Here is a 25,849-nt window from a genome sequence, read left to right on the forward strand (position 1 = left end):
CGCTGCCCGCGACCGCGACGTGCCTGCCGGCGAACCGTTCCCGGACCACCGGGTCGCCGAGGTCGGGCACCTGGTAGGTGATCCGGTCCGCCGCCGCCCGTTCGCCCAGCGCCGGGAGTCCGTCGCCACCCAGTGGGTTCGGGTTGGTCCACGTGCCCGAGGCGTCGATCACGGCCCGCGCGGTGATCAGCTCCTCGCGGCCGTCGGCGTGCCGGACGTGCACCGCCAGCGGCTCGGTGTCCCGCCCGTGGTCGACCACGCGGTCCCGGCCACGGCGCGCGACACCCACCACCTCGGTGCCGAACCGGACGCGGTCGACCAGCGCGGCGGCCAACGGGGCGAGGTAACGCGCGACCCACTCCTGCCCCGTCGGGTAGTCCTCGACCGCGGGGTGTTCCCAGCCGGTGGCCTCCAGGAGGCGGCCTGCCGCCGGGTCCACCAGCTCCGACCACTGGGAGAACAACCGCACGTGGTTCCACTGCGCCACCGACGCCCCCGCCCGCGACCCGCGCTCCAGCACCACCGGCTCCAAACCCCGCTCCAGCACCTCGGCGGCCGCCGCGAGCCCGATCGGCCCAGCCCCCACCACCACGACGGGCAGCTCACTCATCCCGGCCCCTTCCATCGATCCAGCTCGATTGACTTGGCCTCAGACTGTATCGACTGTCATCGATCGAGGCAACCATCGATTGGAATCGATACACTCGGGGACATGACCACGACTGCCGCGCCCCAGGCCCAGGTCCTGCCCGACGGGGAAGCCGCCACCTACGCCGACTGGTTCGCGTGCCTGGCCGAGCCCACCCGGGTGCGGCTGCTGCACGCCGTGGCCACCGCGCCTCGCGGCATCACGGTCGGCGCCCTGACCGGCCTGCTCGGCATCAGCCAGTCCACCTGCTCACACCACGTGCGCAAGCTCGCCGACGTCGGGTTCGTGCAGGTGCGCAAGGAGGGCACCGCCACGGTCGTCACCGTCAACGCGGCCTGCTGCGCCGGCCTCCCGCACGCCGCCGACGCGGTCATGGGCCTGCTCGCGCCGCGTCCCTGCTGCCCCGAAGACGTCCCCGCCGACGTCACCGTGCGGGCCTTGCGCGACGAGGACTGGGCCGCGGTCCGCCGCATCTACGGCGAAGGCATGGCCACCGGGATCGCCACCTTCGACACCACCGTCCCCAGCCGCGCCACCCTCGACGCGACATGGCTCCCGGACCAGCGGTGGGTCGCCGAACTCGACGGCGAAGTGGTCGGCTGGGCGGCCGCCACCCCGGTGTCCACTCGCGACTGCTACGCCGGCGTCGCCGAAACCTCGATCTACGTCGCCGACGGCCACCGCGGCCGCGGCATCGGCAAAGCCCTCATCCGGCAGCAGGTCATCGCCCTCGACGAGGCCGGCTACTGGACCCTGCAAACCTCCATCTTCACCGAAAACCGCGCCGGCCTCGCCCTGCACCACTCCGCCGGCTACCGCACCATCGGCATCCGCGAACGCATCGCCCAACGCAACGGCACCTGGCACGACACCGTCCTCCTCGAACGCCGCAACAACATCAGCTGACCGGGCGGCTGAGCTGGGTCGAGCCGGCTCATTCGACCAGGCTCGACCTGAGCGCGGTCTCGGTGTCGTCCACTGTGGAGCGCATCCGGTTCTTCGGGCCCCACACGGCGACGTAGACGAACAACACCACCATCACGGCCGCTCCGGCCCAGATGGACTGCTGCCATCCGTCCACGAACGACTCGCGGGCGGCCTGGACGATCTGTGCCGCCTGCGCGCCGGCGCCGCCCGAGACCTCGACGGCGTTGGCGACGCCCTCCCTGGCGACGTCCGCGGCCTCCTCGGGGACACCGGCCAGCCTGCCGTCGATCGAGCCGCGATACCCGGCGGACAGCAGCGCGCCCAGCACCGCGACACCCAGGGCGGTGCCGAGTTCGCGGGTGATGTCGTTGAGCGCGGAGGCGACACCCTGCTTGTCCCGCGGCAACGAGCCGGTGATGGCCTCGGTGGACGGCGTCATCGACAGGCCCATGCCCAGACCCACGGCGACCAGCCCCGGCAGGATCGACAGGTAGCCGCCCGACACCGAGACGAACAGGGCCATGAACACCAGTCCCACGACGGCCAGCGCGACGCCGGCAGCCATGGTCGCGCGGGAGCCGATGCCCGCGGCCAGCTTGGCCGCGAGGCCGGAAGCCAGCATCATCGAGATCGCCATGGGCATCAGGGCCGCCGTCGACAGCAGTCCCGACCACCCGAGCACGGCCTGGAAGAACGGGAACAGCACCACGCCGATACCCGCTTGGACGCCGAAGACCGCGAGCAACGTGAGCGAGCCGCCCGCCAAGCCGCGTTCCCGGAACAAGCGCACGTTCAGCAGGGCGGCGTCCCGGCGGCGCAGCTCCCAGACCACGAAGGCGATGCCGGCGACGAGGCCGGCGGCGAGGCTGATCACCGTTTCCGGGGCGGCCCAGCCGCCTTCGGGCCCTTCCTGCAGCGCGAAGATGAGACCGACGACGGCGACGGCGGAGAGCAGCGCGCCGACGGTGTCGTAGGCGTGTGCCGCGCGCTCACGGGAGTTGGGCACCGACTTCACCGTCGTCGCCATCGCCACGACGATCAGCGCGATCGGGAGCGCGAACAGCCAGCGCCAGTCGACGACGTCGACCAGGAGGGCGGAGAGGAACATGCCCAGGACGCCGCCGCCTCCCGCGACGGCCGTCCACACGCCGATGGCCTTGCCGCGCTGTTCCTCGGGGAAGGTGGAGGTGATGACGGCAAGGGTGATCGGCATGATCATCGCGGCGCCGGCGCCGCCGATCGCGCGGGCGGCGATCATGACCTCGGCGGTCGGGGCCAGTGCCGCCACCACGTTCGCGGTGCCGAACACCGTGAGCCCGGCGGTGAGCATGGGCTTGCGGCCCAGGCGGTCACCGATCGCGCCGAGCGGCAGCAGCAGCGCGGCCAGGGTCAGGGTGTAGATGTTGATGATCCAGAGAACCGTGCCCAGGGAGGCGCCGAACTCGACGGCCATGTGGGTCTGCGCGACGTTCAGGCCCGAGACCGAGGCGACGACGGCCATCAACGAGACGGACACGGAGATGAGGATGGTGCGCAGCTGCCGCGCGTCCGGGGTGGCAGCCCCCTGCGCGGGCTGGTTGGTGCTCATGGGTTCCTTTCCGATGGATTTGGGAGATCACGGCCCGGAACGTGGTTCGGCGCCCGGGAACCGTCTGCCACGATGTTAAGCAGGATTTGCGTCAATGGCATACACTCTTGCTCATGACGCAAGAAGAAAGTGCGCTGGACGGCCTCGTGCGCAAACGGATCCGGGCCTTGCGGGTCGCGCAGGGCCTGTCCCTGGAGGAACTGGCCAAGCGAGTCCACCTGGGACAGTCCTCGCTGAGCCGCATCGAAAACGGTCAGCGCCGCCTGGCGCTGGACCAGCTCGTCGCACTGGCCCGCGCCTTGGACACCACCCTCGACCAGCTGGTCGAGAACGCCGTGGACGACGTCATCATCAGCCCGATGAACCACGGAGCGCGCGGACTGAGCTGGCCGATGAAGAGCGACCCCGGCATGACGGTGATGCGCAGGCGGCTGACCGAGCCGCCGCCGGACAACCCCGCCAGGATGCGTGCCCACCCCGGCCGGGAGTGGCTCCTCGTGCTGTCCGGCACCGCCACCTTGGTGCTGGGGGACGCCAGGTTCCGGGTCGAGACGAACCGCGCCGCCGAGTTCCCGACCATGACGCCGCACGCCATCGGGGCAGAGGGCCGCCCGTGCGAGGTCTTGTTCATCTACGACCGCGACGCCCGCCGCGGGCATCGCGAGAACGACAACTCCGAGGACGACGGCTCACGACGCCACGACTTGCGCTCCTAGCATCGCGCGAGCCGACTTCCTTGCGCAATGCGCATGACAACACGCGGAAAAGGCATAACGCGCTTATCGTCGCAGTATGACGCACGCCCAGCACCACGACCACCGCCGGCACGGCCACCACCACGACCCCGACAGCGCGCTGGCGGAGATCCTCGAACTGGACGCGGAAGTCCTCGCCGAGCACACCGCCGGCATCATCAGGTGGCTGCCCCTGCACGGCGAGCCGCGCCAGGTGGTCGACCTCGCCGCGGGCACCGGGGCGGGCACGTTCGCCCTTCTCGACCAGTTCCCGGAGGCGCACGTCACGGCCGTGGACACCTCCCCCGGCCACCTGCGGCGGCTCAGCGAGAAGGCGTGCGCCCGCGGCATGGCCGGGCACGTGCACACGGTGCTCGCCGACCTCGACGACGCCACCTGGCCCGATCTCGGCACCCCGGACCTCGTCTGGGCCTCGGGCGCCCTGCACCACATGGCCGATCCCGGCCGCGCCCTGCGGTCCGTCCACGACCTGCTCGCGCCCGGCGGCCTGTTCGTCGTGGTCGAGATGGCGGGCATTCCCCGCTTCCTGCCCAGGACCGCACCCGCCGACCGGCCCGGCCTGGAGGACCGCGTCCACGCCGTGAGCGACCGGCGCCACGCCCAGCACCTCCCCCATCGCGGCGCCGACTGGGGACCGATGCTCGCCGCCGCCGGATTCGTGGTGGAGGACCGGCTCGTCGTCGACGTGGACGTCAAGGGCACCGGCGACGCGGCGATCGGCCGGTACGCCCTGGGCGCGCTGCAGCGCGCCCGCGGCGCGGTCGCGGCCGAGCTCGACCCCGAGGACCTCGCCGCGCTCGACCGGCTGCTCGACACGAACAGCCCGCACAGCCTCCTGCGGCGTGAGGACCTCGCGGTCCGCACCGAACGTTCCGTCTGGGCCGCACGCCGCGCTTGAGGAGCGAGGCCGCCCGCGAAGCCGGACTCATCGACGCGACTGACCACTGCCGAGCGGCCGTGCTGCCCGGCACGAGGCATCTGCCGCGGCGGGCCGGCGCCGCGCTGGATCACCTGCTCCGCCGGCCGCCCGCCGCCGGGCCTCCCCTGACCGGTCCCCGACGGGGCTCAGCCGGCCCAGCGCGCAATCCCGAGGGCCGCGCCGCGCTCGACCGGCTGCTCGACACGAACAGCCCGCACAGCCTCCTGCGGCGTGACGACCTCGCAGTCCGCACCGAACGTTCCGTCTGGGCCGCACGCCGCGCGTGAGGAGAGGCCCTCCGCGAAGCCGGACTCATCGACGCGACTGACCACTGCCGAGCGGCCGTGCTGCCCGGCACGAGGCATCTGCCGCGGCGGGCCGGCGCCGCGCTGGATCACCTGCTCCGCCGGCCGCCCGCCGCCGGGCCTCCCCTGACCGGTCCCCGACGGGACTCAGCCGGCCCAGCGCGCGATCCCGAGGGCCGCGCCGCGCTCGACCGGCTGCTCGACACGAACAGCCCGCACAGCCTCCTGCGGCGTGACGACCTCGCAGTCCGCACCGAACGTTCCGTCTGGGCCGCACGCCGCGCGTGAGGAGCGAGGCCGCTCGCGAAGCCTGACCGGCCTCCCGCCGTGGCTCAACCGGCCCAGCGGGCGATGCCCAGGGCCGCGGTGCGCACAGCCGGGGCGAGCCGGACGACGGCGGCGCGGGAATGCGCCACGATGCCGAGCGCGGCGCGCACCCGGCCGTCCAGGCCGAGGACCGGGGCGGCGACGGACACCGCGCCCAGGGTCATCTCCTCGTAGGAGTAGGCGACACCGGTCTTGCGGACCTCCTCCAGCGCGGCCGCGAGGCGGCCCGGCTGGGTGATCGTGTGCGGGGTCATCCGGGCCAGCCCCGCCTCGACGACCGACCGCAGCAGGTCCTGTCCGGAGAACGCCAGGAAGACCTTCCCGACGCCGGTCGCGTGCAGCGGCAGGCGGCCACCGACCTCGGTCCGCGTGGGAACGGCCTTGGTGCTGGAGATCTTCTCGATGCACAGCGCCTGCGTGCCCTCCAGCACCGTGAGCTGGAGGTTCTCCTGGGTCGCCTGGAAGAGGTCGTGCATGTAGGGCAGCGCGGCCTCCCGCAGCCCACGCTGCCGCGGGGCCAGGGTGCCGATCGTCCACAAGCGCATCCCGATGCGGTACCGGCCGTCCTCGAGGCGTTCCAGCCCGTCCCACTCCCGCAACTCGGTGATGAGCCGGCGCGCGGTCGAGATGGGCAGGCCGCTGCGGGTGGCCACCTCGGTGAGCGTGAGCGCCGGATGCGCCACGTCGAAACAGTCGAGGACGGTCAGCAGCCGCCGGGAGACCGACTGTCCGGGCGTGTTCGTTCGGCCTGCCATGCCGCCAATGTACAGACGATTGCCACTGGGCGGCAATCACGTCTGGTGCCGGCGGTGGCCGGGCCGCAGGATCGCTACGTTCCCGCGAGACCAGGGCAGAACAAGGAGGTTCTGAGGATGAGGACAACCGACGGCCGTGTCACCGGGTGGCCGGACCGATGAGCGGGTTCTGGGCACGGCAGGGCATCGTCCCGCATCTGCGCTGGGGGTTCGTGGCGCTCACGTTGTTCATGATCGGCGACGGCATCGAGTCGGGCTTCCTGTCCCCTTACCTCGCCGAGCGCGGCTTCGGACCGGGCCAGACCTCGCTGCTGTGGAGCGTCTACGGGTTCGTCGTCGCCGTCGCCGCCTGGTTGTCCGGTGCGCTCGCCGAGGCGTTCGGCCCCCGGCGCGTGATGTTCGCCGGGTTCGCGATCTGGGTGGTCTTCGAGATCGCGTTCCTGGTCGCGCTGGCTCAGGGCGACTTCACGGTCATGCTGATCAGCTTCGGCGTCCGCGGGCTGGGTTATCCGCTGTTCTCCTACGGCTTCCTCGTCTGGGTGGCCATGGACACGCCCGAGTCGGTGATGGGCAAGGCCGTGGGCTGGTACTGGTTCTTCTTCGTGCTCGGCCTCGGGGTGATCAGCTCCTACTACGCGGGGGCGGTCATCCCGCTGATCGGCGAGTTCGCCACCCTGGTCACCTCGCTGGCGTTCATCGGGGCCGGCGGGATCCTGCTCGCGGTCCTGGTCAAGGCCCGCCCGCAACCGCCTGCCGGTGCCGCGACCAGCCTGCGTGCCGTGCTCGGCGCCGTCACCGTCGTCGTCGAACGGCCGAAGGTGGGTCTCGGCGGGATCGTCCGGGTGATCAACACCCTGGGTTTCTACGCCTTCGTCGTGTTCCTGGGCACGTTCATGGTGCGGGACGTCGGACTGTCCACACCGGAATGGCAGACGGTGTGGGGCACCATGCTGCTGACGAACATCCTCGCCAACGTGCTGTTCGGCTACGTCGCCGACCGGATCGGCCGCGTCCGCACGGTGGCGTGGTTCGGCGGTCTGCTCTGCGCGCTCAGCGTGCCCGCCTTCTACTACGTGCCGGCGCTGCTGGGCCCGAACTTCTGGGCCGTCCTCGTGGTCGCCGTCGTCTACGGCGCCGGGCTCTCCGGATTCGTCCCGCTCTCGGCGATCCTGCCCGCGCTGGCCCCGCACCGCGTCGGCGGCGCCGTCGCGATCCTGAACCTCGGCGCGGGGGTGAGCCAGTTCCTGGGGCCCGTCGTCGCCGGGCTGGTGGCGCCGATCGGTGTCGCCGGGACGCTCTGGGTGATCGCCGGGATCTACGTGGCCGGGATCGCGCTCACCTACTCCCTCCGCACCCGTGACACCAGCGTGTCCACAGTAGACAAGCAACTGACCGGAAGGACCGCGTCATGACCGACCGTCCCACCATCGTTCTCGTGCACGGGATGTGGCACGGCGGCTGGGCCTGGGAACGTGTCTCGACCCTGCTCGAAGCCGACGGCTATCCCTGCGTCAGCGTCACGCTGCCCGGCAAGGACCGGGCCCCGGGTGACCCGACGTTCCGGGGGCACTGCGACCACCTCGTCCGCGTGCTCGACGGCATCCCCGGTGACGTCGTGCTCGTCGGCCACTCCTACTCCGGCGCCCTGCTGACCGAGGTCGGCGACGCCCCGGGCGTGCGTGCCCTGATCTACCTGAGCGCGTTCTGCCTCGAACCCGGCGACTCGGTGGCGTCCGTCAACGACGCCGAGGCGGGCTCCCAGGCGGGCAAGGACGACATCCGCCAGGTCGGCGACTACCTGGTCATCGACCCGGACACCGCGCGGCACGCCTTCTACCACGACTGCGCGCCCGCCGACGCGGCGAGCGCGGCCGGGCGCCTCACCCCCGAGCACGCCGACGCCCGGACCGCGGTCGTCTCCCGCGCGGCCTGGCGGACGGTTCCCGCCCACTTCGTCGTGTGCACGCTGGACCGGGCCTGCACGCCGGAGGTCCAGCGCAAGATGGCCGCCCGGGCAGGCTCGGTGAGCGAACTCGGCTCCAGCCACTCCCCCATGTTGTCGATGCCCGGCGCCGTGGCGGACACGATCGTCAAGGTCGCGACGGAGCACGCGTCGTGACCGCCCCGGTCGCGATCGTGACCGGGGGCGCCGGCGGCATGGGCACGGCGATCGCCACGGCCCTGCTCGCGGACGGCTTCCGGGTCGCGCTGCTGGACCGCCGCGGGGCGAGCCAGGCCGCGGATCGGTTCACCGGAGAGGTGCTGGGCGTCGAGGCGGACGTCACCGACGAGGCAGCGGTCCGGGCCGCCGTCGAGCAGGTGGACGCCACCTGGGGCCGGGTCGACGCGCTGGTGAACAACGCCGGCATCGAGCCGCCGCACACGGTGGCGGACCTGGACCTCGACACGTGGCAGGCGACGGTGCAGGTGAACCTGACCGGGCCGGTGCTGCTGATGAAGCACTGCGTTCCGCGGTGGCGGCGGCAGGGCGGCGGCCGGGTGGTGTCGATCGGCTCGCGCGTGTGGCTCGGCGGCGGCTGGACCCCGGCGTACTCCGCGTCGAAGGCCGGGCTCGTCGGGCTGACCCGGGTGGCCGCCCGCGAACTGGGCCCGCTCGGGGTCACGGTCAACGTCGTGGCGCCGAGTTTCGTGCACACCGCCTTCAACGCCCAGAAGGCCGATCCGGGGTTCCTCGACGACTACGCCGGCCGGTTCGCCGCCGCCTCGCCGCTGGGCAGGCTGGTGGAACCGGCCGACGTCGCGAACACCGTGGCGTTCCTGGTGTCCGACCGGGCCCGCGCCATCACGGGCGAAGTGATCCACGTCGCCGCCGGAACCCAGCTGGCGCCGGCGATCCGATGACAAGGGGGTTGGAAAGCATGCCGACGAGCCTCGAAGACAGGCTGGAACTGCGCGAACTGGTCGACAACTGGGTCGTCTGGCGCGACGCCGGCGACTGGGACCGCTTCGCGACGGTCTGGCACCCGAGCCAGGGGTGGATGACCGCCACCTGGTTCCAGGGGCCGGCCGCGGAGTTCATCGCGGTCAGCCGCGAGGGGTTCGACCGGGGCGTGAACATCCTGCACTTCCTGGGCGGGCACAGCGCCGACGTCGACGGCGACCGGGCCGTCGTCCAGACGAAGATGACGATCAGCCAGCGCGCGAGCGTCGACGGGGTCGAGGCCGACGTGGTGTGCACCGGCCGGTTCTACGACTTCTGCTGCCGCCACGAGGGCGCGTGGAAGATCGTGCGCAGGCAGCCGATCTACGAGAAGGACCGGCTCGACCCCGTCGACCCGTCCGCGCGCCTGGAGCTCGACACCGGACTGCTGAACCGGTTCCCGTCCGGATACCGCCATCTGGCCTACCTGCAGACCAAGGCGGGGTTCACGGTCAAGACCGGGCTGCCCGGGCTCACCGGCGAGGCCGTGCGCCGCCTGTACGACGAGGGCGCGAAATGGCTCGCGGGCTCGGCCACCGCGGGCGAGGTGAGCAAGGGATGAGCATGAAGCACCTCAACTGCAGCGCGAACACGCTGCGCCACGCCGACCTCCCCACCCGCATCACCGCGGCTGCCCAGGCCGGGTTCACCGGCATCGGACTGCGGGTGAGCGACTACCTCGGCACGGACCTGCCCGACGGGCGGATCCGCGACCTGCTCGACCAGCACGGTCTGCGGGTGCTCGAGCTGGAGCACAACTGGGACTGGGCGCTGGGCCCCGATCCGGTGGAGGAGGCCATGTTCCGGCTCGCCGACCGGATCGGGGTGCGGCACCTCAACGTCCCGATGTTCCAGGCGCACCCGCTGACCGACCTGGTGGAGCCGTTCGGCGCGCTGTGCGACCGCGCCGCCGAGCACGGCGTGCTGGTCGGCTTCGAGTTCCTCCCCTACAGCCACGTCCGCACGCTCGGCGAGGTGTGGGAGGTCGTCGCCGCGGCGGACCGGCGCAACGGCGGGATCACCCTCGACCTGTGGCACTGGTTCCGCTCCGGCGCCACGCCCGCCGATCTCGACGGCATCCCCGCCTCCGTGATCACCACGGTGCAGCTGTGCGACGTACTGCCCGAACCGGGCCCCGACCTGACCGAGGAGGCCCGCCACCGGCGGCTGCTGCCCGGCCGCGGCGCCGGGGACACGCTCGCCGTGCTGGGCGCCCTGCGGGACCGCGGCGTCACCGCGCCGATGTCGGCGGAGGTCTTCTCCGACGAGCTCGACGCCCGCCCGGCGCGGGACGCGGCCCGGTTCGCCTTCGACGCCGCCACCGACGTCCTCGACCGCGCCGCATTCCCCGCGCCCCCCTGGACGATCAACCTCGAGGAGGGCCGATGACCGGCTTTTCGGAGGACACCTCGGCGGAGGTCGTCGCGGAGAGCTTCGCCGGCACCCCCGACCCACGCTTGAAGCAGGTCATGACGAGCCTCGTCAAGCACCTGCACGCGTTCGTCAAGGACGTCGAACTGACCGACGCGGAGTGGCAGCAGGCGATCGATTTCCTCACCGCGACCGGGCACACCTGCGACGACACCCGCCAGGAGTTCGTCCTGCTCTCCGACGTGCTCGGGGTGTCGATGCTGGTCGACGCGATCAACAACCGGAAATCCGCCGCCGCCACCGACACCACGGTCCTCGGCCCGTTCCACCTGGTCGACTCCCCGCCACGCGAGCTCGGCGCGAACATCTCGCTCGACGGCAACGGTGAGCCGTGCGTGTTCGCCGGGCAGGTCCGCTCGTCCGACGGAACCCCGCTGCCCGGCGCGCGAGTGGACGTGTGGCAGGCCAACGGCGCCGGGTTCTACGACGTGCAGCAACCCGGCGTGCAGCCGGAGCGCAACCTTCGCGGGCTGTTCGTCACCGACGAGCACGGCCGGTTCTGGCTGCGCACCGTGGTTCCCCGCTACTACCCGATCCCGGACGACGGACCGGTGGGCCGGCTGCTCGCCGCCACCAGGCGGCACCCGAACCGGCCCGCGCACATCCACGTCATCGCCGACGCCCCGGGCCACGCGCCGCTCACCACCCACGTGTTCGTCGAAGGGAGCCCGTACCTGGACTCCGACACGGTGTTCGGGGTCAAGGAGTCGCTGATCCGGCCCGTCACCGACGTCGACGATCCGGATCGCGCCGCGCGCTACGGGGTGGCGAACCCGTTCCGGCTCCTCGAATTCGACATCGTCCTGGATCGGGTTCGGTCATGACCCACGACTTCGTGCACGAGAGCCGCCCCGGCCGGGTCGTGTTCGCGGCGGGGGCGGTGAGCCGCCTGGCCGAGGAGGTCGAGCGCCTGGGCCTGCGCAGGCTGATCGTGGTGTGCACCCCGGAGCAGGCGGAGCTGGCCACCGAGCTCACGTCCCCGCTCGGCGGCCGGGTCGCGGCACTGCACGCGCACGCCGCCCCGCACGTGCCGGTCGCGGTCGCGACGGCGGTGATCGCGCGCAGCCGGGACCTCGGCGCCGACGGATGTCTCGCCGTCGGTGGCGGCTCCGCCATCGGTCTGGCGAAGGCCATCGCCAAGGACACCGGGCTGCCCGTCGTCGCGGTGCCCACGACCTACGCCGGCTCGGAGATGACCCCGATCTGGGGCCTGACCGACGCCGGCCGCAAGACCACCGGCCGGGACCCCCGAGTGCTGCCGTCCACTGTGGTCTACGACCCGCGGCTGACCCTCACCCTGCCGGCGGCCCTGTCGCTCACCAGCGGGGTCAACGCCCTCGCGCACGCCGCCGAAGCGCTCTACGCCCCGGACGGTTCACCGGTCACCGCGTTGATGGCGGCCGAGTCGGCACGCGCGCTGGCCGCCGCGCTCCCCCGGGTGGCCGCCGATCCGCACGATCTCGACGCCCGATCGGAGGCCCTCTACGGGGCGTGGCTCGCCGGCAGCGTGCTGGGCGCGACCACGATGTCGTTGCACCACAAGCTGTGTCACATCCTCGGCGGCACGTTCGACCTGCCGCACGCCGAAATTCACACCGCGGTACTCCCGCACGTGCTCGCGGTCAACCTCCCGGCCGCGCCCCGGGCGCGGGCCGCGTTGCGGGCTGCGTTCGGGGCCGATGATCCGGCCGCGCACCTGTTCCGCCTCGCCAGTGATCTCGGCGCCGACATGTCGTTGAAGGCACTCGGGATGCCGGAGGACGGCGTGGACACCGTGGTGGCCCAAGCGCTGTCCGCGCCCTACGCCAATCCGAAGCCGGTGACGGAACACGATCTGCGAGCCATCCTCGGCGGCGCGCTCACCGGCTCCTGTCCCACGGAGGACACGTGACGAGTCTCGACCTGCAACACGTCATCGACCGCAACAAGGTCGGAGGCCTGCAGCGTAAAGTCCTGCTGCTCTGCCTGGGTGTGGTGGTCCTCGACGGCCTGGACCTCGCCGTCGTCGCCTACCTCGGCCCGCCCCTGCTCGCCGACTGGGGCCTGTCGAAGGCCCAGCTCGGGCCGGTGATCACGAGCGGGCTGCTCGGCATGGCGCTCGGGTCCCTGGTCGCCGGGCCGATCGCGGATCGCGTCGGCCGGCGCAAGGTCATCCTCGCTTCGATGGTCTTCTTCGGGGTGATGTGCGCGGCGACCGCGCTGGCCCCGGACGTGGTGTGGTTCTCGATCCTCCGCCTGCTCACCGGTTTCGGTCTCGGTGCCGCGCTGCCCAACGCGACGACGCTGGTCTCCGAGTACGCTCCCGTGCGGCGCCGGGGCACGATGATGGCGCTCACCTACTGCGGCCACACCCTCGGTGGCGCCATCGCCGGGTTCCTCACCAGCCTCGTCGTGCAGGTCGCGAGCTGGCACTGGGCGCTGGTCGCCGCCGGTGTCCTGCCGATCGCCTACGCCGTCGTCGTCTACTTCGCGTTGCCCGAGTCGCCGAAGTACCTCGCCCGCCAGGCCGGGCGGGAGGCCGAGCTGGTGGGCCTGGTGAACCGGATCGTGCCGGAGAACTTCCCGCCCGGCACCCGGTTCGCCCTCCACGAGCCGCCGGTGGAGGCGAAGGCCCGGGTCGCCGGGCTGGTGGCCCGCCGGTTCCGGCTGGGGACCGCCACCATCTGGATCGGCTTCAGCGCCGCGTTCTTCATCGTCTACCTGACGAACAGCTGGATGCCCATCCTGATGACCGACATCGGCTTCTCCCTGACCGCCGCCGCGACGATGGGGCTGCTGCTCCAGGCCGGTGGCACACTGGGCAACCTCGGGATCGGGTCGGCGATGGACCGCTTCGGCCTGCACCGCACGGTCGTCGCCGCCATGGGGTGCGCCTGCGCGATGTTCGTGCTGGTGGCCGTCGCGCCGCCGAACGTGCTGGTGCTCGGGACGCTGATGTTCGTGATGGGGGTGTTCACCAACACCTGCGGCACGGCCTTCCCGATCATCGGCGCCGCCTTCTACCCCACGAGCATCCGCGCCACCGGAACCAGCTGGGCGACCGGCGTCGCCCGGTTCGGGGCGATCGGCGGAGCGGCCATCGGCACGGTGCTCGTCGCCGCCGGTCTGGACTACCACCAGGTGTTCCTCTCGCTGCTCGTGCCCGGCGCCGTGTGCATCCTCGCCGTCGTCGTCAAGGGCAGGCGAGCCCGCGCACCCGAGGGCGAACCGGTCACCGGACGCCTCTCCGCACACAGCTGACCTCAGGAAAGGGACCCGATCATGCGACTGCGCGACAAGACCGCGCTGATCACCGGCGCCTCCAGCGGGATGGGCCGCGCCACCGCCACGACGTTCGCCCGCGAGGGCGCGGCCGTGGTCGTCGCCGACATCAACGACGACGACGGCACCACCGTGGTCAAGGAAATCCAGGCCGGCGGCGGGCGGGCGCGCTACCTCCACCTGGACGTCACCGACGAAGGCTCCTGGACGACCGCGATCGACGAGGTCCTGGCGGAGTTCGGGCGGCTCGACGTGCTGGTCAACAACGCCGGGATCAGCGGCACCTTCGACCCCGACCTCACCAGCACCGCGTTCTTCGACCAGCTCATGCTGGTCAACGCCAAGGGTGTGTTCCTCGGCATCAAGCACGGCGCCGCCGCCATGGCCCGCACCGGCGGCGGCTCGATCGTCAACCTGTCCTCGATCTCGGCCTCGATCGGCCAGCTCGGCGTGCACCTCGGCTACGGGGCGTCCAAGGCGGCCGTGAAGTCGATGACCAGGACCGCCTCCGTGCATTACGCCGACGACGGGATCCGGGTCAACGCGGTGGCTCCGGGAATGCTCCCGCCGATGCGCACCTCCCGCGGCTCGGCCGACCCGGTGTGGCGGGCCCGGCAACTGGACGGGGTGCCGATGAAGCGGGCCGGCGAGGTGCGGGAGGTCGCCGACGTCGTCCTCTTCCTCGCCAGCGACGAGGCCTCCTACGTGACCGGTGTGGAGATCCTGGTCGACGGCGGGCTCACCGCCGTGTGACTCACCGCTGGGCGAGGAACGCCTCCACGGCGGCCACCACGTCCCCGGGTGCTTCCTCGGGAACGTAGTGACCGCCCGGGACGGCGTACCCGCGCACGGCCACGGGATCGGCGTGGTGCTCCTGCCAGACGCGCACCACGTCGGTCCCGCCGAGACCGCCCTCGGCGCCCCACAGCACGAGCAGCGGCGCCCGCACCCGCAGCCCCCGCGCGTGATCGGCCTGGTCACGGTCGAGGTCGGTGGAGAAGCCGGTCCGGTAGTCCTCGAAGGACGCTCGCAGGTGTCCCGGATCGCTGAACGCGGCGACGTAGTGCTCGAAGGTCCGCGCGTCCACGGCGCCGGATTCGAGGACCCGGGAGAAGAAGTGCCGCAGATACGCCTCGACGTTGCCGGCGACCAGTGTCGCCGCCAGCTCCGGGTTCCGGTGGAAGAACCAGTGCCACATGGCGCTCGCCGAGTCGCGGTCGAACGTGTCCATGACGACCCTGGTCGGCAGGATGTCCAGCAGCACCAGGGCATCGATGTCCGCGGGGTGGTCCAGGGCCCACCGGTGCGCGACGCGCGCGCCGCGATCGTGGCCGATCACCACCGCCGAGGAGAACCCCAGGTGGCGGATGAGGGCACTGAGATCGGCGGCGGTGGCGCGCTTGTCGTACTCCCCCGAGCGGGCCAGTCCCGAGTCACCGTACCCACGCAGATCCGGCACGATGAGCGTGCGCCCGCGGCTGAGCGGCTCCACCACGTGCCGCCAGCAGGCGTGCGTCTGCGGCCAGCCGTGCACCAGCACGGCGGCCTCGGGCCCGTCCCCGGCGACGCGGTAGGCCAGCTCGACGTCGTCGAGGCGCACCGATTCGCGAATGTCCCACGGCATGTCTTCCCCTTGCGGTCACGGGAGTTCTCCGGGACCACAGTGCCCGCGCCGCTCAGGACACACCAAGCGGCGGTTGCCGCTCAGTGGCAGCGGGGTGCCGGGCGAGGAGCTCGTCGAGCCGGGAGCCCACGTCCGCGCAGTTCTGCCGGACCACCGCGAGGAACGCCGCGAGGACGGGCGAGGAATCGGTCACCCGGAACGACATCTGCAGATCCGGCAACCGGAACCGGGGTTCGACGTCGCAGAACCAGACGTCGTCGCGAGCGAGGAGCCGCATCCGGGCCGGCCCGAGCCCGACCCCGGCGCAGCACGCGGCGAGCCCGGCGATCGTGTGGATGTCCCGGGCGATCGTGGCGGCGTCGAGGACGGCCGCGTCGGCCTCGAACAGTGGTCTCAGGTAGGTGCCGGCCGCGTCCGCGCTGACCACGAGCGGCTCGCGGGTCAGCTGCTCGACGCCGACGGACGGGCGCCCGGCGAAGGGGTGCATCGTGGACACCACGGCCACCAGGTGGTCCGCCCCGATGGGCACCGTGACCAGGTCCTCCGCCCCGGCGCCCCGGGGGCTGCCCCGCCCGACGGCCACATCCAGCTCGCCGGCGAGCAACGCCGCCGACGCGGCGGGGCTGTCCAGCTCCTGCAGGGTGAGCCGGACGTCCGGATGGGTCCTGCGGAAGCGGCCGATCACGCCGGGCAGCGGGGCGAGCAGCGCGGATCCGAGGAACCCGATCCGGAGCCGCCCGGTTTCCCCGCGCGCGGCGCGGCCGGCGTCGATCCGGGCCAGGTTCATCTCGGCGAGCGCGCTGCGTGCCCTGGCGAGGAAGGCCTCACCGGCGGCGGTGGGGAAGACCCCGCGTGCCGTGCGGTCGAACAGCCGCTCGCCGATCTCCCGTTCCAGCGCGGCGATCTGGGTGGACAGCGGTGGCTGGGCGATGCCGAGCGAGGCGGCGGCGCGGCCGAAGTGCTGGTGCTCGGCCAGCGCCAGGGCGTAGCGGAGGTGACGGGCTTCCACGAGCGCGATGATACGGAGGAAGTATCGCGGGCGGCGCTGTGAGATATCGCGGTGGATGACGCGGGTCCCGGTGCGGTGATCTGGTCCGGTCCCCTCGATCGACTACCTCCGAAGGACTTCCCGTGAACCGTCCCTCCGCCTGCGAAACCGTCGTCCTGCTGGTGCACGGCGCGTGGCACTCCGCACTGCACTGGGCGCCGGCCCAGCGTGCCCTCGCCCGGCACGGCCTGGCGTCGGTGGCCGTCGACCTGCCCGGAGCGGGGCTCGGCGCCCCGGTCCCGTCCGGGTACTTCCTGCCCGGCCAGCCCGGGCTCGCCACCGAGAAGTCGGCGCTGCACGAGATCACGATGCAACACGCGACGGACGTGGTGCTCGAGGCGATGGTCAGCGCGCGCACGCGCTACCGGAACGTGGTCCTGGTCGCGCACAGCGCCGGCGGATCACCGGTGTCGGCCGCCGCCGAGCAGGCCCCCGAGCTGGTCGACCGGCTGGTGTACCTGTCCGCGTTCGTGCCCGCGGGCAGGCCCCGGTTCGCCGACTACATCGGCGCGGAGGAGAACGCCGGCGCCGTCCAGGTTCCGCCCGTCGCCGACCCGGCGGAGCTCGGCGCGTTCCGGATCAACCCGCTGTCGCCCGATCCGGCCGTGACCGAGGTGATCCGCCGGGCCTTCCTCAACGACCTGCCCGCGGACCAGCCGGACACCTGGCGCCACTTCCTGCACCCGGACCACCCGTACCGCAGCTTCACCACGCCGGTCGAGGTCACGCCCGGGCGCTGGGGACGTCTCCCGCGCTCCTACGTCAGGCTGACCGGCGACCTCGCCCTGCCGCCCGTCACCCAGGACCTGATGATCGCCGAGGCCGACCGGGTCACGCCGGACAACCCGTTCCACGTGCGGTCCCTGCCCGGCGGCCACTCACCGTTCGTGACCCGTCCGGCGGAACTGGCGGCGCTGCTCGCGACCATCGCCCTGCAGGGCGCGGTGACCCGGTGACGCCGGCGCTGCGGCGGCGGCTCCTCCTGCCGGTCATCCTGTCCGGCACGTTCGTCCAGCTGTTCAGCGTGACGGTCCTGCAGGTCGGTGTCCTCGACGTCCGGCGGGATCTGGGTGCCGGAGCCGGCGAAACCCAGCTGGTTCTCGCCGGCTACACCCTCACCTACGCCTGTTCCCTGATCGTGTCGGCCCGGTTGGGTGACCGGTACGGGTACCGGCGGATGTTCGTCGCCGGGATGGCGTTGTTCACCGCCGCCTCCCTCGGTGCGGCCGCGGCGCCCGGGGCGTGGGTGCTGATCGCCTGCCGCCTGGTGCAGGGCTCCGGCAGCGGGCTCATGGCGCCGCAGATCCTGTCGATCATCCAGTCGGCGGTGCCCGCGCCCCGCCGGCCCGCGGCACTGAGCGCGTTCGGCGCGACCATGGCGGCGGCCTCGCTCGCGGGCCCGGTGCTCGGCGGCGTGCTGATCCAGCTCGACCCGCTGGGGCTGGGCTGGCGGGCGGCCATGCTGGTGACGGTGCCGATCGGGCTCCTGGCCCTCGCCCTGTCCCCCGTCCTGCCGACCGTCCACACCGGACAGGTCCGGGCACGGGTCGATCCGGTCGGGGCGGTGCTGAGCCTGCTGGGTTTCGCGCTGCTGATCCTCCCGCTGGCCGTGGGGCGGGAGGCGGGGTGGCCACTGTGGACCTGGGTGAGCCTCGCGCTGGCGGTGGTCATCCTGGCCGGTTTCGCGGTCTCCCAGCGCCGGGTGCCCGCTCCCCTGGTGCATCCGTCCACCATGGCCGAGCCGGCGACGAGGTGGGGGCTCGGTGTCGTCCTGGTCTTCAACGCGGGCGTGCCGTCGTTCACGCTGCTGCTGTCGATGCACCTGCAGGGCGCGGCAGGCTGGAGCCCCCTGCAGGCCGGGCTCGGCGTCACCCCGTACGCCCTCGGCGCGCTGGCGGGCAGCGGGATCGCGCAACGGCTGGGCGGGCGTGCCGGCCCCGGCGTCCTCGCCGCGTCGTCCCTCACCCTGGGGCTCGTGTCGCTCGCCGTCCCGGTGACTCTCGGCCACCACGGTCTGCTGTGGATGTACTGGCTGGCTCTCGCCCTCGGCGGCGCCGGTTTCGGGCTGTTCACCGCTTCCGCGTTCGCCCAGGTGATCGCCAGGGTCCGGCCCGAGGCCGCCACCTCGGTCTCCGGCCTGCTCCCGACCGCGCAGCAACTGGGCGGGACGCTGGGCGTCACGCTGGCCGGCATCGCCTACGCGGCATCCGCCCCGGACGCCGGCGGAGCACTGTGGCACGCGATGACCTACGAGGCCGCGGTGTTCACCCTCGCCGCCGCGTGCGCCATCGGACTGGCCCGCAAGGCACCGGGCAGCGCGCCGTCCGGGCGGATGCCAGCGGCGGCCGGCCTTCCCCCGCACCCGCCGTCCGGGTGACCGGACACCTCAGCAGGCGCTCCCGACCGGTCCCCAATCCACGTAGGCGCGGTTGATCCATCCGGTGACGCCGTTGACCGCATCCCGCGGCCGTGGTCACGCGCCAGCCCGTAGCGGACGGAGCTGGCGTGCCGATCGCCTCCTGCTCGTCGCCGACCCGCTGGACGGTGATGACCGGACCGAACCCCTCGTCGGTGACGATCTCATCGCCCTGCCACCACCGTCGGCGCGTAGAAGAACCCGCCGTCCCCGGCCCGCGACACTCCACTGTGGACCCGTCCGTGATCCGGGAGCCGCTCGAGGAACCTGATTCTCATCGTGGGCGCGAGCGCCGCGCCCACCCGGTCAGGAATGTCAGGCCGGGTCGGGTGCGTAGAACTTGGTGGTGGCCTCGACCGCGGCCGCGACGTGCTCCGGGTCGCCACCGGCGGCCAACTGAGCCTCGCCCCAGGCCGCGGCGCTGCGCCGGCTGAACTCGCGTCCTTCGGGCGACTTCTCGAACTCCTCGTGGTCGGCGCTCCCGCCATCGGCCAGGAGCCGGGCCAGGGTGAGCAGCGCCAGGTCCCAGCCGACGCCGCCGGCGCCCGGGCCGTAGGTGGGGAAGGAGGGCTCACCGACGACCGCTGCGTGGATCAGCTCGAACTCGGTGTCGCCGGCGGGACCCGGGGCCAGGCGCACCTCGACCTCGCTCGTGCCGGGCCAGGCCTCGGCGTCCGGGCCGTAGAGCCAGGACACCTTGAGCAGCCGCGGCGGCTCACACCGGAGGATTTCGCCGTGCTCACCGCCGGCCAACTCGTACTTCCCGCCAAGCCGGAGGTCTCCGGTGACCGGCCTCAACCAGCGGCGCAGCCGCTCGGGGTTGGTGATGGCGTCCCAGACGTCGTCGATCTCCGCGTCGTACCGGCGCCGCAGCTCCACGGTGTACGCCTCACCGGCCGGCACGCTGCCCTTGCCCATGACCCGGCGCACGGCGGCCAGCTCGTCCAGTACGTCCTTCATGTCATGTCCTCTCGGTGGATGGATCGGGGCTGTGCCCGGCCGGCCGGGTGGGCGCCTCACCGGCCCGGGGCCGGCGTGCGCGCTTGCCCCGGGCCAGCTCGGTGCCGAGGGCGTCGAGGCGTTGTTCCCAATACCGGCGGAACCGGTCCAGCCACGCATCGACCTCGCGCAGCGGCGCGGGCTCCACCGTGTAGAACCGGCGAGCACCCTCGGCCCGGACCGACGCGAACCCGCTGTCCCGCAACACACGCAGATGCTGGGAGACAGCGGGCTGGGAAATGCCGAACTCGGCCCGGATGACATCCGTGACCGCCCCGGAGGTCTGCTCACCGTCGGCGAGCAGCTCGAGAATGCGCCGGCGTACGGGGTCGCCGAGGATGTCGAACGCGTGCACACCGAGATCCTACCGGGGCGGGCTAATATAAATCAAGGCTGATACGTGATGTCGACCAGGACCTCCAGGGGGAGGCGGAGTTGGTCGTCACTCCACCGGAACGAACTCACCGCCCGCCCGACCGGCGGCAAGATCCGCGCAGGTGCGCACGCTGGCCATGAAACGCCCCTGGAAAGACGAGCACGAATTCGATCCGTCATTCCCACGCAGAACGGCTTTCGCCCTCAGGCTGCCGAGAAACTCGACGATATCGCGCTCGATCTCCTCCGCGAATTCGCGTTGATCGTCCAGCGAAATGTCGTACAGGTCGGTGTCGATGTCGTAGGTGGCACTCCTGCCGGTCACTGGATCCCGCGCCTGGAACGTCGACCCGAGCCAGCTTCGCGGCTCGACGACTACGGTGGCCTGCCACGTCGGTCCCGCGAGCTGCCACGTGGACCCGCTGCCGGTCTCTTCGGTGACGACCGCCCACGTGGTCGCTACCTGGAGCTCGCGGAGGGAATCAAGGAGCCGATCGCCCCTCCGGATGTCACGTACTCACCATTTCCCAGAAGGGGGCGCGGTGTTCGGCGCCGGCCCGGCTCCTGGCCGGCGCCGGCCACTGTGGACGCCGTCGTCACCTCGGCGGCGCGGCCACCGAGGCGTCAGATCAGGTACAGCCAGTACTTCTGGCTGGACGGGCCGGCGTGCGGGCCCGTGCAGGCGTAGCGGTACGCCTTGCCGGCGTGCACGTACTGGAAACCGGCGGTCTCGCACGCGGACTTGGTGGCGTACTTGGCGTACGGGTCCTGCGCGGACGCTGTGCCGGCGCCCGCCAGCAGCATGCCGGCAGCAGCCGAGGTGACCACTGCCGTCGTCAGAATTCGCTTCACTCGCATTCCCTTCGGTCGGCGTTGATGATCATCATGCCAGCACAGCTGCCGGCGATCTCACCGTGCATCCGGTGGTGCAGCGCCGGCGCTCGAGCGTCAGAAGCGCTGGTGGTCGGCGGCGGAGAGCGTCGCGGCCCATTCCGTGGACCACCGGGCGAGCGGGCGCAGCGCGCGGTGGGCGCCGTGGCCCAGCTCGGTGAGGGCGTAGGTGCTGTCCGGCTGCTGCTCGACCAGGGCGGCATCGAGCAGCTCGGTCAGCCGTTGCCGCAGCACGCTGGAGGACATGTTGTCGCAGCGCTCCTGCAACGCACGGAACCCGACCGGCCCGTCTCGCAGTTCCCAGACGATCCGCAGGTTCCACCTGCGGCCGAACAGGTCGAGGGCGGCCATCAGCGGCCGGCCGGTGCTCGACCCTCGCACCGGGCGGCCCGGTCTGGGTGCAGCCATCCGTCGTACCGTCCCCTCTTGCGGCTTCGATATCCGACACACTATCGTGCGTCCCACTGATTCGATTTTCGAAGCACTTGGAGGTTGTCGTGCACAAGCTGGTGGTCCTGTATCCCGAGCCCACCGACCCCGGCCACTTCCGCGACTACTACGTGAACCACCACCTGCCGCTGGCCACGCGCATGCCCGGCCTGCTGGCGTGGCGCTACAGCTTCGAAGTGGCAGCGACGGAGGGACGAACACCGTACTTCGCGATCTTCGAAGCCGACTTCGCCGACGAAGCGGCGATGACCGCGGCGAGGACGTCTCCGGAGGGCCAGCAGGCAGCTGCCGATGTCCCCAACTACGCCACCGGTGGCGCGATCGTCATCCACTACCCGGTGCAGAACGACTGAGCGAGAACATCGAACAGGGAACCGTGATGAAGGCGTTGCTCATGTCCGGGCCGGCCGTGGACGGCAGTGCGACGAACGTGGCCGAGGTGCCCGCGCCGGAGCCCGGGCCGGGGCAGGTCGCCATCGACGTCGCCTACGCGGGGATCAACTTCATCGACGTCATGGCCCGCCGCGGGGACCCCGGCTACGCCTCCGGGTGGCCGTACGTCCCCGGGCTCGAAGTCGCCGGAACCATCCGCGCGGTCGGCGCCGGGGTGACCGGCAGGCAGATCGGGCAGCGGGTGGCCGCGTTCACCCCCGGCGGCGGCCTCGCGCAGGTCGCCCTCGCCGGCGCGGAGGTCATCGCGCCGGTGCCCGACGGCGTCGCGCTCGCGACGGCGGCGTCCGCTCCGCTCGTCGTGGCCACCGCCCTGCTCCTGCTCACCGAGCGGGCCCGGTTGCGGCCCGGCGAGACCGTGCTCATGCACTCCGCCAGCGGCGGGCTCGGCTCGGTCGTGAGCCAGGTGGCCACCGCACTGGGCGGCGCCCGCCGGATCGGGACCGTCGGCAGGCCGGACAAGATCGCCGACGGTCTCGCCGCGGGCTGGGATCACGTGTTCGCCCGCGACGGGGACCTGGCAGACGCCGTCCACACGATCGCCCCCGACGGTGTCGACGTCGTGCTCGACCCCACCGGCACCGCGCTGCTCGACCTCGACCTGAGCCTGCTCGCGCCGGGCGGGCGTGTCGTGCTGTTCGGCAACGCCGGCGGTGGCACCCCGGCGCCGCTCCCACCGGCGGGCCGCCTGATCGGCCACAACGCCGGAATCGTCGGCTTCAGCATGAGCCGGCTCATCGCCACCGACCCCCGGGCCGCGGCCGAAGCGCTCACCACCGGACTCGACCTGGTCGCCCAGGGCAGCCTCCGCCCCGGCGTCACCGTCGTCGAACTCGACCGCGTCGCGGCGATCCACGACCTCCTCAGCAAGGGACTCGGCCGCGGCAAGTACGTGGCGAAGATCGGGAACTGAGGCGAGCGCTGCGGGACACGGGCAACGGCGTCCGCCCGGACCGAGGCCCCACCGCTCCATCCGGGGTGTAGCGCACTGATTGTCTGGACCTCTAACGGGTGGCGGCCGGCAGGCGCAGGCTCCCGTCCTGGATTTCGGCGATCCGGTCGGCGGCGGCGAGGTGGGTGCGGTCGTGGGTGACCAGGATGGTGGCGGTGGCCTGCTGGTGGGTGAGGCGGGTGATCAGGTCGATGACGGCGCCGCCGCGTTCCTGGTCGAGTGCGCTGGTGGGTTCGTCGACCAGGAGGACGGTGGGGTCGTTCATCAGGGCGCGGGCGATGTTGACGCGCTGGCGCTGGCCGCCGGAGAGCTGGTGGGGGCGGCGCTGGGACTGGCCGGCCAGCCCGACCGCGTCGAGGAGTTCCAGGGCGCGGGTGCGGGCCTTGGTGGGGCTGCGGCCGTCGATCTGAGCCATGACCTGCAGCTGTTCGACGGCGGTGAGCGAGGGCAGCAGGTTCGGTTGCTGGAACACGATGCCGATCTTGTGGCGGCGCAGGGTGGCGAGTTCGCCGCGGCTCATACCGGTGGTGTCGGTGCCGTCGATGGTGATCGTGCCGGCGTCGGGGGTGATGAGGGTGGCGGCTACGGCCAGGAGGCTGGACTTCCCGGAGCCGGAGGGGCCGACTACGGCGGTGAGGCTGCCCTCGGGGACGTCGAGCGTGACGTGGTCGAGGGCGGTCAGGCGGGTGTCGCCGTCGGGGTAGGTGAGGGTGATGTCGGTCAGGTTGAGGCTCATCGTGCGCTCCCCAGGGCGGTCAGCGGGTCGACGGAGGTGATGCGGCGGATGGACAGGGCGGCTCCGAGCGCGCCGAGGAGGATCATCACGGCGGCCGGGATCAGGACGGTGGCGGGTGTGAGGAGGAACGGCACCGCGGCGCCGGCCACGAGTGCGCCGAGGGCGACGGCGAGGCCGGTGCCGATCAGGGTGCCGCCGGCGAGCAGGACGACGGCCTGGCCGAGGGCGTCTTCGAGCAGGCTGGCGGTGGAGGCGCCCAGGGCCTTCAGGACGGCGACGTCGCCGCTGCGCTGGATGGTCCACACGGTGAAGAAGGCCCCCATGACGAGGGCGGAGATGGCGAACAGGAAGCCGCGCATCAGCTGCAGGGAGCCGTTTTCCGAGGCGTAGGAACCGATCGCGGACAGCGAATCGTCCTTGGTGACCGTCTGGGTGCCCGCGGCCTCGTCGGCGGCTGCCGTATCGGCGCCGGAGGTGGTGGTCAGGGCGATGACGGTCGCGGCGGGGCCCTCGCCGTCAGCGGTGGGAGGCGCGGTCTTGCGCCAGGTGCCGAGGCTGATCCAGATGACCGGGGTGTGGCTGAAGGACGCCTCGCCGGACACGGCGGCGACCGTAAGTCGCTGCCCGGCCAGGGTGAAGGTGTCGCCGGGGGCGAGGCCGAGGTCGGCGGCGGCCGGGGTGGACAACACCGCGGAATCGCCGGTGATCTTGCTGCTGTCGGGGGCCAGGCGGGAACCGGGCCGGACCCCGAAGGCGGAGACGCTTGTGCTGGTGCCGGCGGTGGTGGCCGTAGTGGTGGTGATGCCCAGCGGTTCGGCGCTGGTGACACCGGGGGTCGTGGCCCACTGCCGCCACTGTCGTTCCGTGACCGTGGAGTCGGCGTAGGACAGGTCCCCTCCGCCGCGGGGAGCCTGGAAGACGATCTTGTCGGCAGGCAGGCTGGTGATGGCGGAGATGTTCTGCCGGCCCAGGCCGGCGGTCAGGCCGGACAGCAGCCCGACCAGCAGGGTGATGAGCACGATGACGGTGCCCATCAGGGCGAAACGCCCCTTGGCGAACTTCAGATCTCTCCAGGCGACGAACACGGCGGGGGGCCTGTCCTTTCCGGTGATGGCATCGGGATGGCTCCACTGTCGCCGCTGGTCCCCGGTGTGCGCGTCTGGCGCAGGACGGCACTTCGCGGGCCGGAAGACGGCACGCGGGTTATCACTTTCGATAGAGGCGGCCTCGCGGTCGGTGTCCGTATGCTGGAAGCCACTGTGGATACCGCCGCTCCTGCCCCGACCCCGGCGCTGCGGGCCCTGGCCTGGTGCCTGCACCTGCTGATCATCGGCCTGCTCGTGCTGGCCGCCGCCCGCGCCGTGGTCGACAGCCGGCCGCACGCCGCGACGACCGTCGCCGTAGCGGTGGTGTGCGCCGGGGTGTCCGCGGCCGGGCCGCTCGTGGCGCGCATCCGCCGCTCCCGTCCGGCGGCGGCCTGGTGGCTGGCGGTCGTCGGCGCGTGCTGGCTGGGGCTGCTGGTCCTGTCCGCCGACGGGGTCTGGGTGGCGTTCCCGCTGTACTTTCTCCAGCTCCACCTGCTGCCGCGCCGCGCCGGCCTGACCGCCGTCGCGGCGACCGCGCTCATCGCGATCAGCGCGTTCGCCGCCCACACCGGCTCCGTCAGCGTCGCCATGGTGATCGGTCCCGCGCTCGGCGCCGCCGTCGCGGTCGCGGTGGTGTGGGGATACCAGGCCCTGTACCGGGAGAGCGAACAGCGCCGCAGGCTGATCGAGGAGCTCACCGCCACCCGGGCCGACCTGGCCGCCGCCCAGCACACGGCCGGGGTGCTGGCGGAACGCGAACGTCTGGCGCGCGAGATCCACGACACCCTCACCCAGGGTCTGTCCAGCATCCAGCTGCTGCTGCGCGCCGCCGAACGCGCCCTGCCCGGCACACCCGGGAACGCCGCCCGCCACGTGGACCAGGCCCGTCAGGCCACAGTGGACAGCCTCACCGAAGCGCGCCGCTTCGTCGCCGCCCTCACCCCGCCCGCCATGGACAGCAACAC

29 protein-coding genes are annotated in these 25,849 nt (G+C 72.2%); 17 read left to right on the forward strand and 12 right to left on the reverse strand.

Annotated elements, in window-relative coordinates:
- Nucleotides 1-610 (reverse strand): NAD(P)-binding domain-containing protein (locus D0D15_RS28680; protein WP_115944894.1); only part of this gene is annotated, 610 nt, incomplete at its 3' end.
- A 102-nt stretch (nucleotides 611-712) separates the two neighbouring features.
- Here D0D15_RS28680 and D0D15_RS28685 point away from each other — a divergent pair.
- Nucleotides 713-1,555 (forward strand): helix-turn-helix domain-containing GNAT family N-acetyltransferase, encoded by an 843-nt coding sequence (locus D0D15_RS28685; protein ID WP_094009226.1) that lies wholly within the window; start codon nucleotides 713-715, stop codon nucleotides 1,553-1,555.
- 28 nt (nucleotides 1,556-1,583) lie between these two features.
- Here D0D15_RS28685 and D0D15_RS28690 read toward each other — a convergent pair whose 3' ends face one another.
- Nucleotides 1,584-3,164 (reverse strand): MFS transporter, encoded by a 1,581-nt coding sequence (locus D0D15_RS28690; protein ID WP_094009227.1) that lies wholly within the window; start codon nucleotides 3,162-3,164, stop codon nucleotides 1,584-1,586.
- A 113-nt stretch (nucleotides 3,165-3,277) separates the two neighbouring features.
- Here D0D15_RS28690 and D0D15_RS28695 point away from each other — a divergent pair, with 113 nt between their 5' ends.
- On the forward strand, nucleotides 3,278-3,880 hold the full coding sequence (locus D0D15_RS28695; RefSeq protein ID WP_094009228.1) for a helix-turn-helix transcriptional regulator: 603 nt from the start codon (nucleotides 3,278-3,280) through the stop codon (nucleotides 3,878-3,880).
- Between the two features lie 76 nt (nucleotides 3,881-3,956).
- Entirely contained in the window at nucleotides 3,957-4,817 is an 861-nt protein-coding gene (locus tag D0D15_RS28700) for a class I SAM-dependent methyltransferase (protein WP_115944895.1), read from the forward strand.
- 658 nt (nucleotides 4,818-5,475) lie between these two features.
- On the opposite strand, the gene D0D15_RS28715 is transcribed toward D0D15_RS28700, so the two are convergent.
- Complete coding sequence (locus D0D15_RS28715) at nucleotides 5,476-6,225, reverse strand: IclR family transcriptional regulator (RefSeq protein WP_115944896.1); 750 nt, start codon at nucleotides 6,223-6,225, stop codon at nucleotides 5,476-5,478.
- A gap of 158 nt (nucleotides 6,226-6,383) precedes the next feature.
- On the opposite strand from D0D15_RS28715, the gene D0D15_RS28720 reads away from it, so the two are divergent.
- From D0D15_RS28720 to D0D15_RS28760, 9 genes are read left to right on the forward strand one after another with little or no spacing between them, the layout of a single operon-like run.
- Nucleotides 6,384-7,637 carry an MFS transporter gene (locus tag D0D15_RS28720; RefSeq protein WP_233157422.1) on the forward strand — a complete coding sequence of 418 codons (1,254 nt, stop codon included), beginning with the start codon at nucleotides 6,384-6,386 and terminating at the stop codon, nucleotides 7,635-7,637.
- Nucleotides 7,634-8,344, forward strand: coding sequence for an alpha/beta fold hydrolase (locus D0D15_RS28725; RefSeq protein WP_094007578.1), 711 nt, complete (start codon nucleotides 7,634-7,636; stop codon nucleotides 8,342-8,344). Before D0D15_RS28720 ends, D0D15_RS28725 begins: the two co-directional genes overlap by 4 nt.
- A complete protein-coding gene (locus D0D15_RS28730; protein ID WP_198958325.1) occupies nucleotides 8,341-9,087 on the forward strand; it encodes an SDR family NAD(P)-dependent oxidoreductase in 747 nt (248 codons plus the stop codon). The genes D0D15_RS28725 and D0D15_RS28730 overlap by 4 nt, the downstream gene beginning before the upstream one ends.
- A 17-nt stretch (nucleotides 9,088-9,104) precedes the next feature.
- Nucleotides 9,105-9,728: a nuclear transport factor 2 family protein gene (locus D0D15_RS28735; protein ID WP_094007579.1), complete on the forward strand. Its 624-nt coding sequence runs from the start codon at nucleotides 9,105-9,107 to the stop codon at nucleotides 9,726-9,728.
- A complete protein-coding gene (locus D0D15_RS28740) occupies nucleotides 9,725-10,555 on the forward strand; it encodes a sugar phosphate isomerase/epimerase family protein (protein WP_158224469.1) in 831 nt (276 codons plus the stop codon). Before D0D15_RS28735 ends, D0D15_RS28740 begins: the two co-directional genes overlap by 4 nt.
- Complete coding sequence (locus tag D0D15_RS28745) at nucleotides 10,552-11,421, forward strand: intradiol ring-cleavage dioxygenase (RefSeq protein ID WP_094007581.1); 870 nt, start codon at nucleotides 10,552-10,554, stop codon at nucleotides 11,419-11,421. Before D0D15_RS28740 ends, D0D15_RS28745 begins: the two co-directional genes overlap by 4 nt.
- The gene (locus D0D15_RS28750; protein ID WP_115944897.1) at nucleotides 11,418-12,488 is read left to right on the forward strand and encodes a maleylacetate reductase; all 1,071 of its coding nucleotides are present in this window, start codon (nucleotides 11,418-11,420) and stop codon (nucleotides 12,486-12,488) included. The genes D0D15_RS28745 and D0D15_RS28750 overlap by 4 nt, the downstream gene beginning before the upstream one ends.
- Nucleotides 12,485-13,837, forward strand: coding sequence for an MFS transporter (locus D0D15_RS28755; RefSeq protein WP_094007583.1), 1,353 nt, complete (start codon nucleotides 12,485-12,487; stop codon nucleotides 13,835-13,837). The genes D0D15_RS28750 and D0D15_RS28755 overlap by 4 nt, the downstream gene beginning before the upstream one ends.
- Before the next feature lie 21 nt (nucleotides 13,838-13,858).
- Nucleotides 13,859-14,611 carry an SDR family NAD(P)-dependent oxidoreductase gene (locus tag D0D15_RS28760; RefSeq protein WP_094007584.1) on the forward strand — a complete coding sequence of 251 codons (753 nt, stop codon included), beginning with the start codon at nucleotides 13,859-13,861 and terminating at the stop codon, nucleotides 14,609-14,611.
- A gap of 1 nt (nucleotide 14,612) precedes the next feature.
- Here D0D15_RS28760 and D0D15_RS28765 read toward each other — a convergent pair whose 3' ends face one another.
- Nucleotides 14,613-15,482 carry an alpha/beta fold hydrolase gene (locus tag D0D15_RS28765; RefSeq protein WP_094007585.1) on the reverse strand — a complete coding sequence of 290 codons (870 nt, stop codon included), beginning with the start codon at nucleotides 15,480-15,482 and terminating at the stop codon, nucleotides 14,613-14,615.
- A gap of 52 nt (nucleotides 15,483-15,534) precedes the next feature.
- On the reverse strand, nucleotides 15,535-16,491 hold the full coding sequence (locus tag D0D15_RS28770) for a LysR family transcriptional regulator (protein ID WP_094007586.1): 957 nt from the start codon (nucleotides 16,489-16,491) through the stop codon (nucleotides 15,535-15,537).
- Nucleotides 16,492-16,613: 122 nt separating this feature from the next.
- Here D0D15_RS28770 and D0D15_RS28775 point away from each other — a divergent pair, with 122 nt between their 5' ends.
- Both D0D15_RS28775 and D0D15_RS28780 read left to right on the forward strand, forming a co-directional pair.
- Complete coding sequence (locus D0D15_RS28775; protein WP_094007587.1) at nucleotides 16,614-17,486, forward strand: alpha/beta hydrolase; 873 nt, start codon at nucleotides 16,614-16,616, stop codon at nucleotides 17,484-17,486.
- Complete coding sequence (locus D0D15_RS28780; RefSeq protein WP_094007588.1) at nucleotides 17,483-18,907, forward strand: MFS transporter; 1,425 nt, start codon at nucleotides 17,483-17,485, stop codon at nucleotides 18,905-18,907. The genes D0D15_RS28775 and D0D15_RS28780 overlap by 4 nt, the downstream gene beginning before the upstream one ends.
- A gap of 354 nt (nucleotides 18,908-19,261) precedes the next feature.
- On the opposite strand, the gene D0D15_RS28785 is transcribed toward D0D15_RS28780, so the two are convergent.
- The 5 genes from D0D15_RS28785 to D0D15_RS28805 form a co-directional block, all read right to left on the reverse strand.
- A complete protein-coding gene (locus D0D15_RS28785) occupies nucleotides 19,262-19,906 on the reverse strand; it encodes an SRPBCC domain-containing protein (RefSeq protein WP_167481578.1) in 645 nt (214 codons plus the stop codon).
- A 1-nt stretch (nucleotide 19,907) separates the two neighbouring features.
- Entirely contained in the window at nucleotides 19,908-20,300 is a 393-nt protein-coding gene (locus tag D0D15_RS28790) for an ArsR/SmtB family transcription factor (RefSeq protein WP_094007589.1), read from the reverse strand.
- An 87-nt stretch (nucleotides 20,301-20,387) separates the two neighbouring features.
- Complete coding sequence (locus D0D15_RS37325; RefSeq protein WP_233157423.1) at nucleotides 20,388-20,645, reverse strand: hypothetical protein; 258 nt, start codon at nucleotides 20,643-20,645, stop codon at nucleotides 20,388-20,390.
- Between the two features lie 299 nt (nucleotides 20,646-20,944).
- Nucleotides 20,945-21,172 (reverse strand): hypothetical protein, encoded by a 228-nt coding sequence (locus tag D0D15_RS28800; RefSeq protein WP_143266228.1) that lies wholly within the window; start codon nucleotides 21,170-21,172, stop codon nucleotides 20,945-20,947.
- A gap of 96 nt (nucleotides 21,173-21,268) precedes the next feature.
- Entirely contained in the window at nucleotides 21,269-21,619 is a 351-nt protein-coding gene (locus tag D0D15_RS28805) for a winged helix-turn-helix transcriptional regulator (protein ID WP_094007592.1), read from the reverse strand.
- A gap of 89 nt (nucleotides 21,620-21,708) precedes the next feature.
- Between D0D15_RS28805 and D0D15_RS28810 the strand changes: the two genes are divergently transcribed.
- Together D0D15_RS28810 and D0D15_RS28815 are read left to right on the forward strand one after the other, a co-directional pair.
- Nucleotides 21,709-22,014, forward strand: a complete 306-nt coding sequence (locus tag D0D15_RS28810) for an EthD family reductase (protein ID WP_094007593.1) — start codon at nucleotides 21,709-21,711, stop codon at nucleotides 22,012-22,014.
- 26 nt (nucleotides 22,015-22,040) lie between these two features.
- Nucleotides 22,041-23,024 (forward strand): quinone oxidoreductase family protein, encoded by a 984-nt coding sequence (locus D0D15_RS28815; protein ID WP_094007594.1) that lies wholly within the window; start codon nucleotides 22,041-22,043, stop codon nucleotides 23,022-23,024.
- 91 nt (nucleotides 23,025-23,115) lie between these two features.
- On the opposite strand, the gene D0D15_RS28820 is transcribed toward D0D15_RS28815, so the two are convergent.
- Entirely contained in the window at nucleotides 23,116-23,799 is a 684-nt protein-coding gene (locus tag D0D15_RS28820; RefSeq protein ID WP_094007595.1) for an ABC transporter ATP-binding protein, read from the reverse strand.
- Nucleotides 23,796-24,884 carry an ABC transporter permease gene (locus D0D15_RS28825; protein ID WP_094007596.1) on the reverse strand — a complete coding sequence of 363 codons (1,089 nt, stop codon included), beginning with the start codon at nucleotides 24,882-24,884 and terminating at the stop codon, nucleotides 23,796-23,798. The genes D0D15_RS28820 and D0D15_RS28825 overlap by 4 nt, the downstream gene beginning before the upstream one ends.
- Nucleotides 24,885-25,043: 159 nt before the next feature.
- Here D0D15_RS28825 and D0D15_RS28830 point away from each other — a divergent pair.
- Nucleotides 25,044-25,849, forward strand: an 806-nt coding sequence (locus D0D15_RS28830) for a sensor histidine kinase (protein WP_208646198.1), incomplete at its 3' end; no start/stop codon positions are given.

Source organism: Amycolatopsis thermalba (assembly GCF_003385215.1).
GTDB classification, from domain to species: domain Bacteria; phylum Actinomycetota; class Actinomycetes; order Mycobacteriales; family Pseudonocardiaceae; genus Amycolatopsis_E; species Amycolatopsis_E thermalba.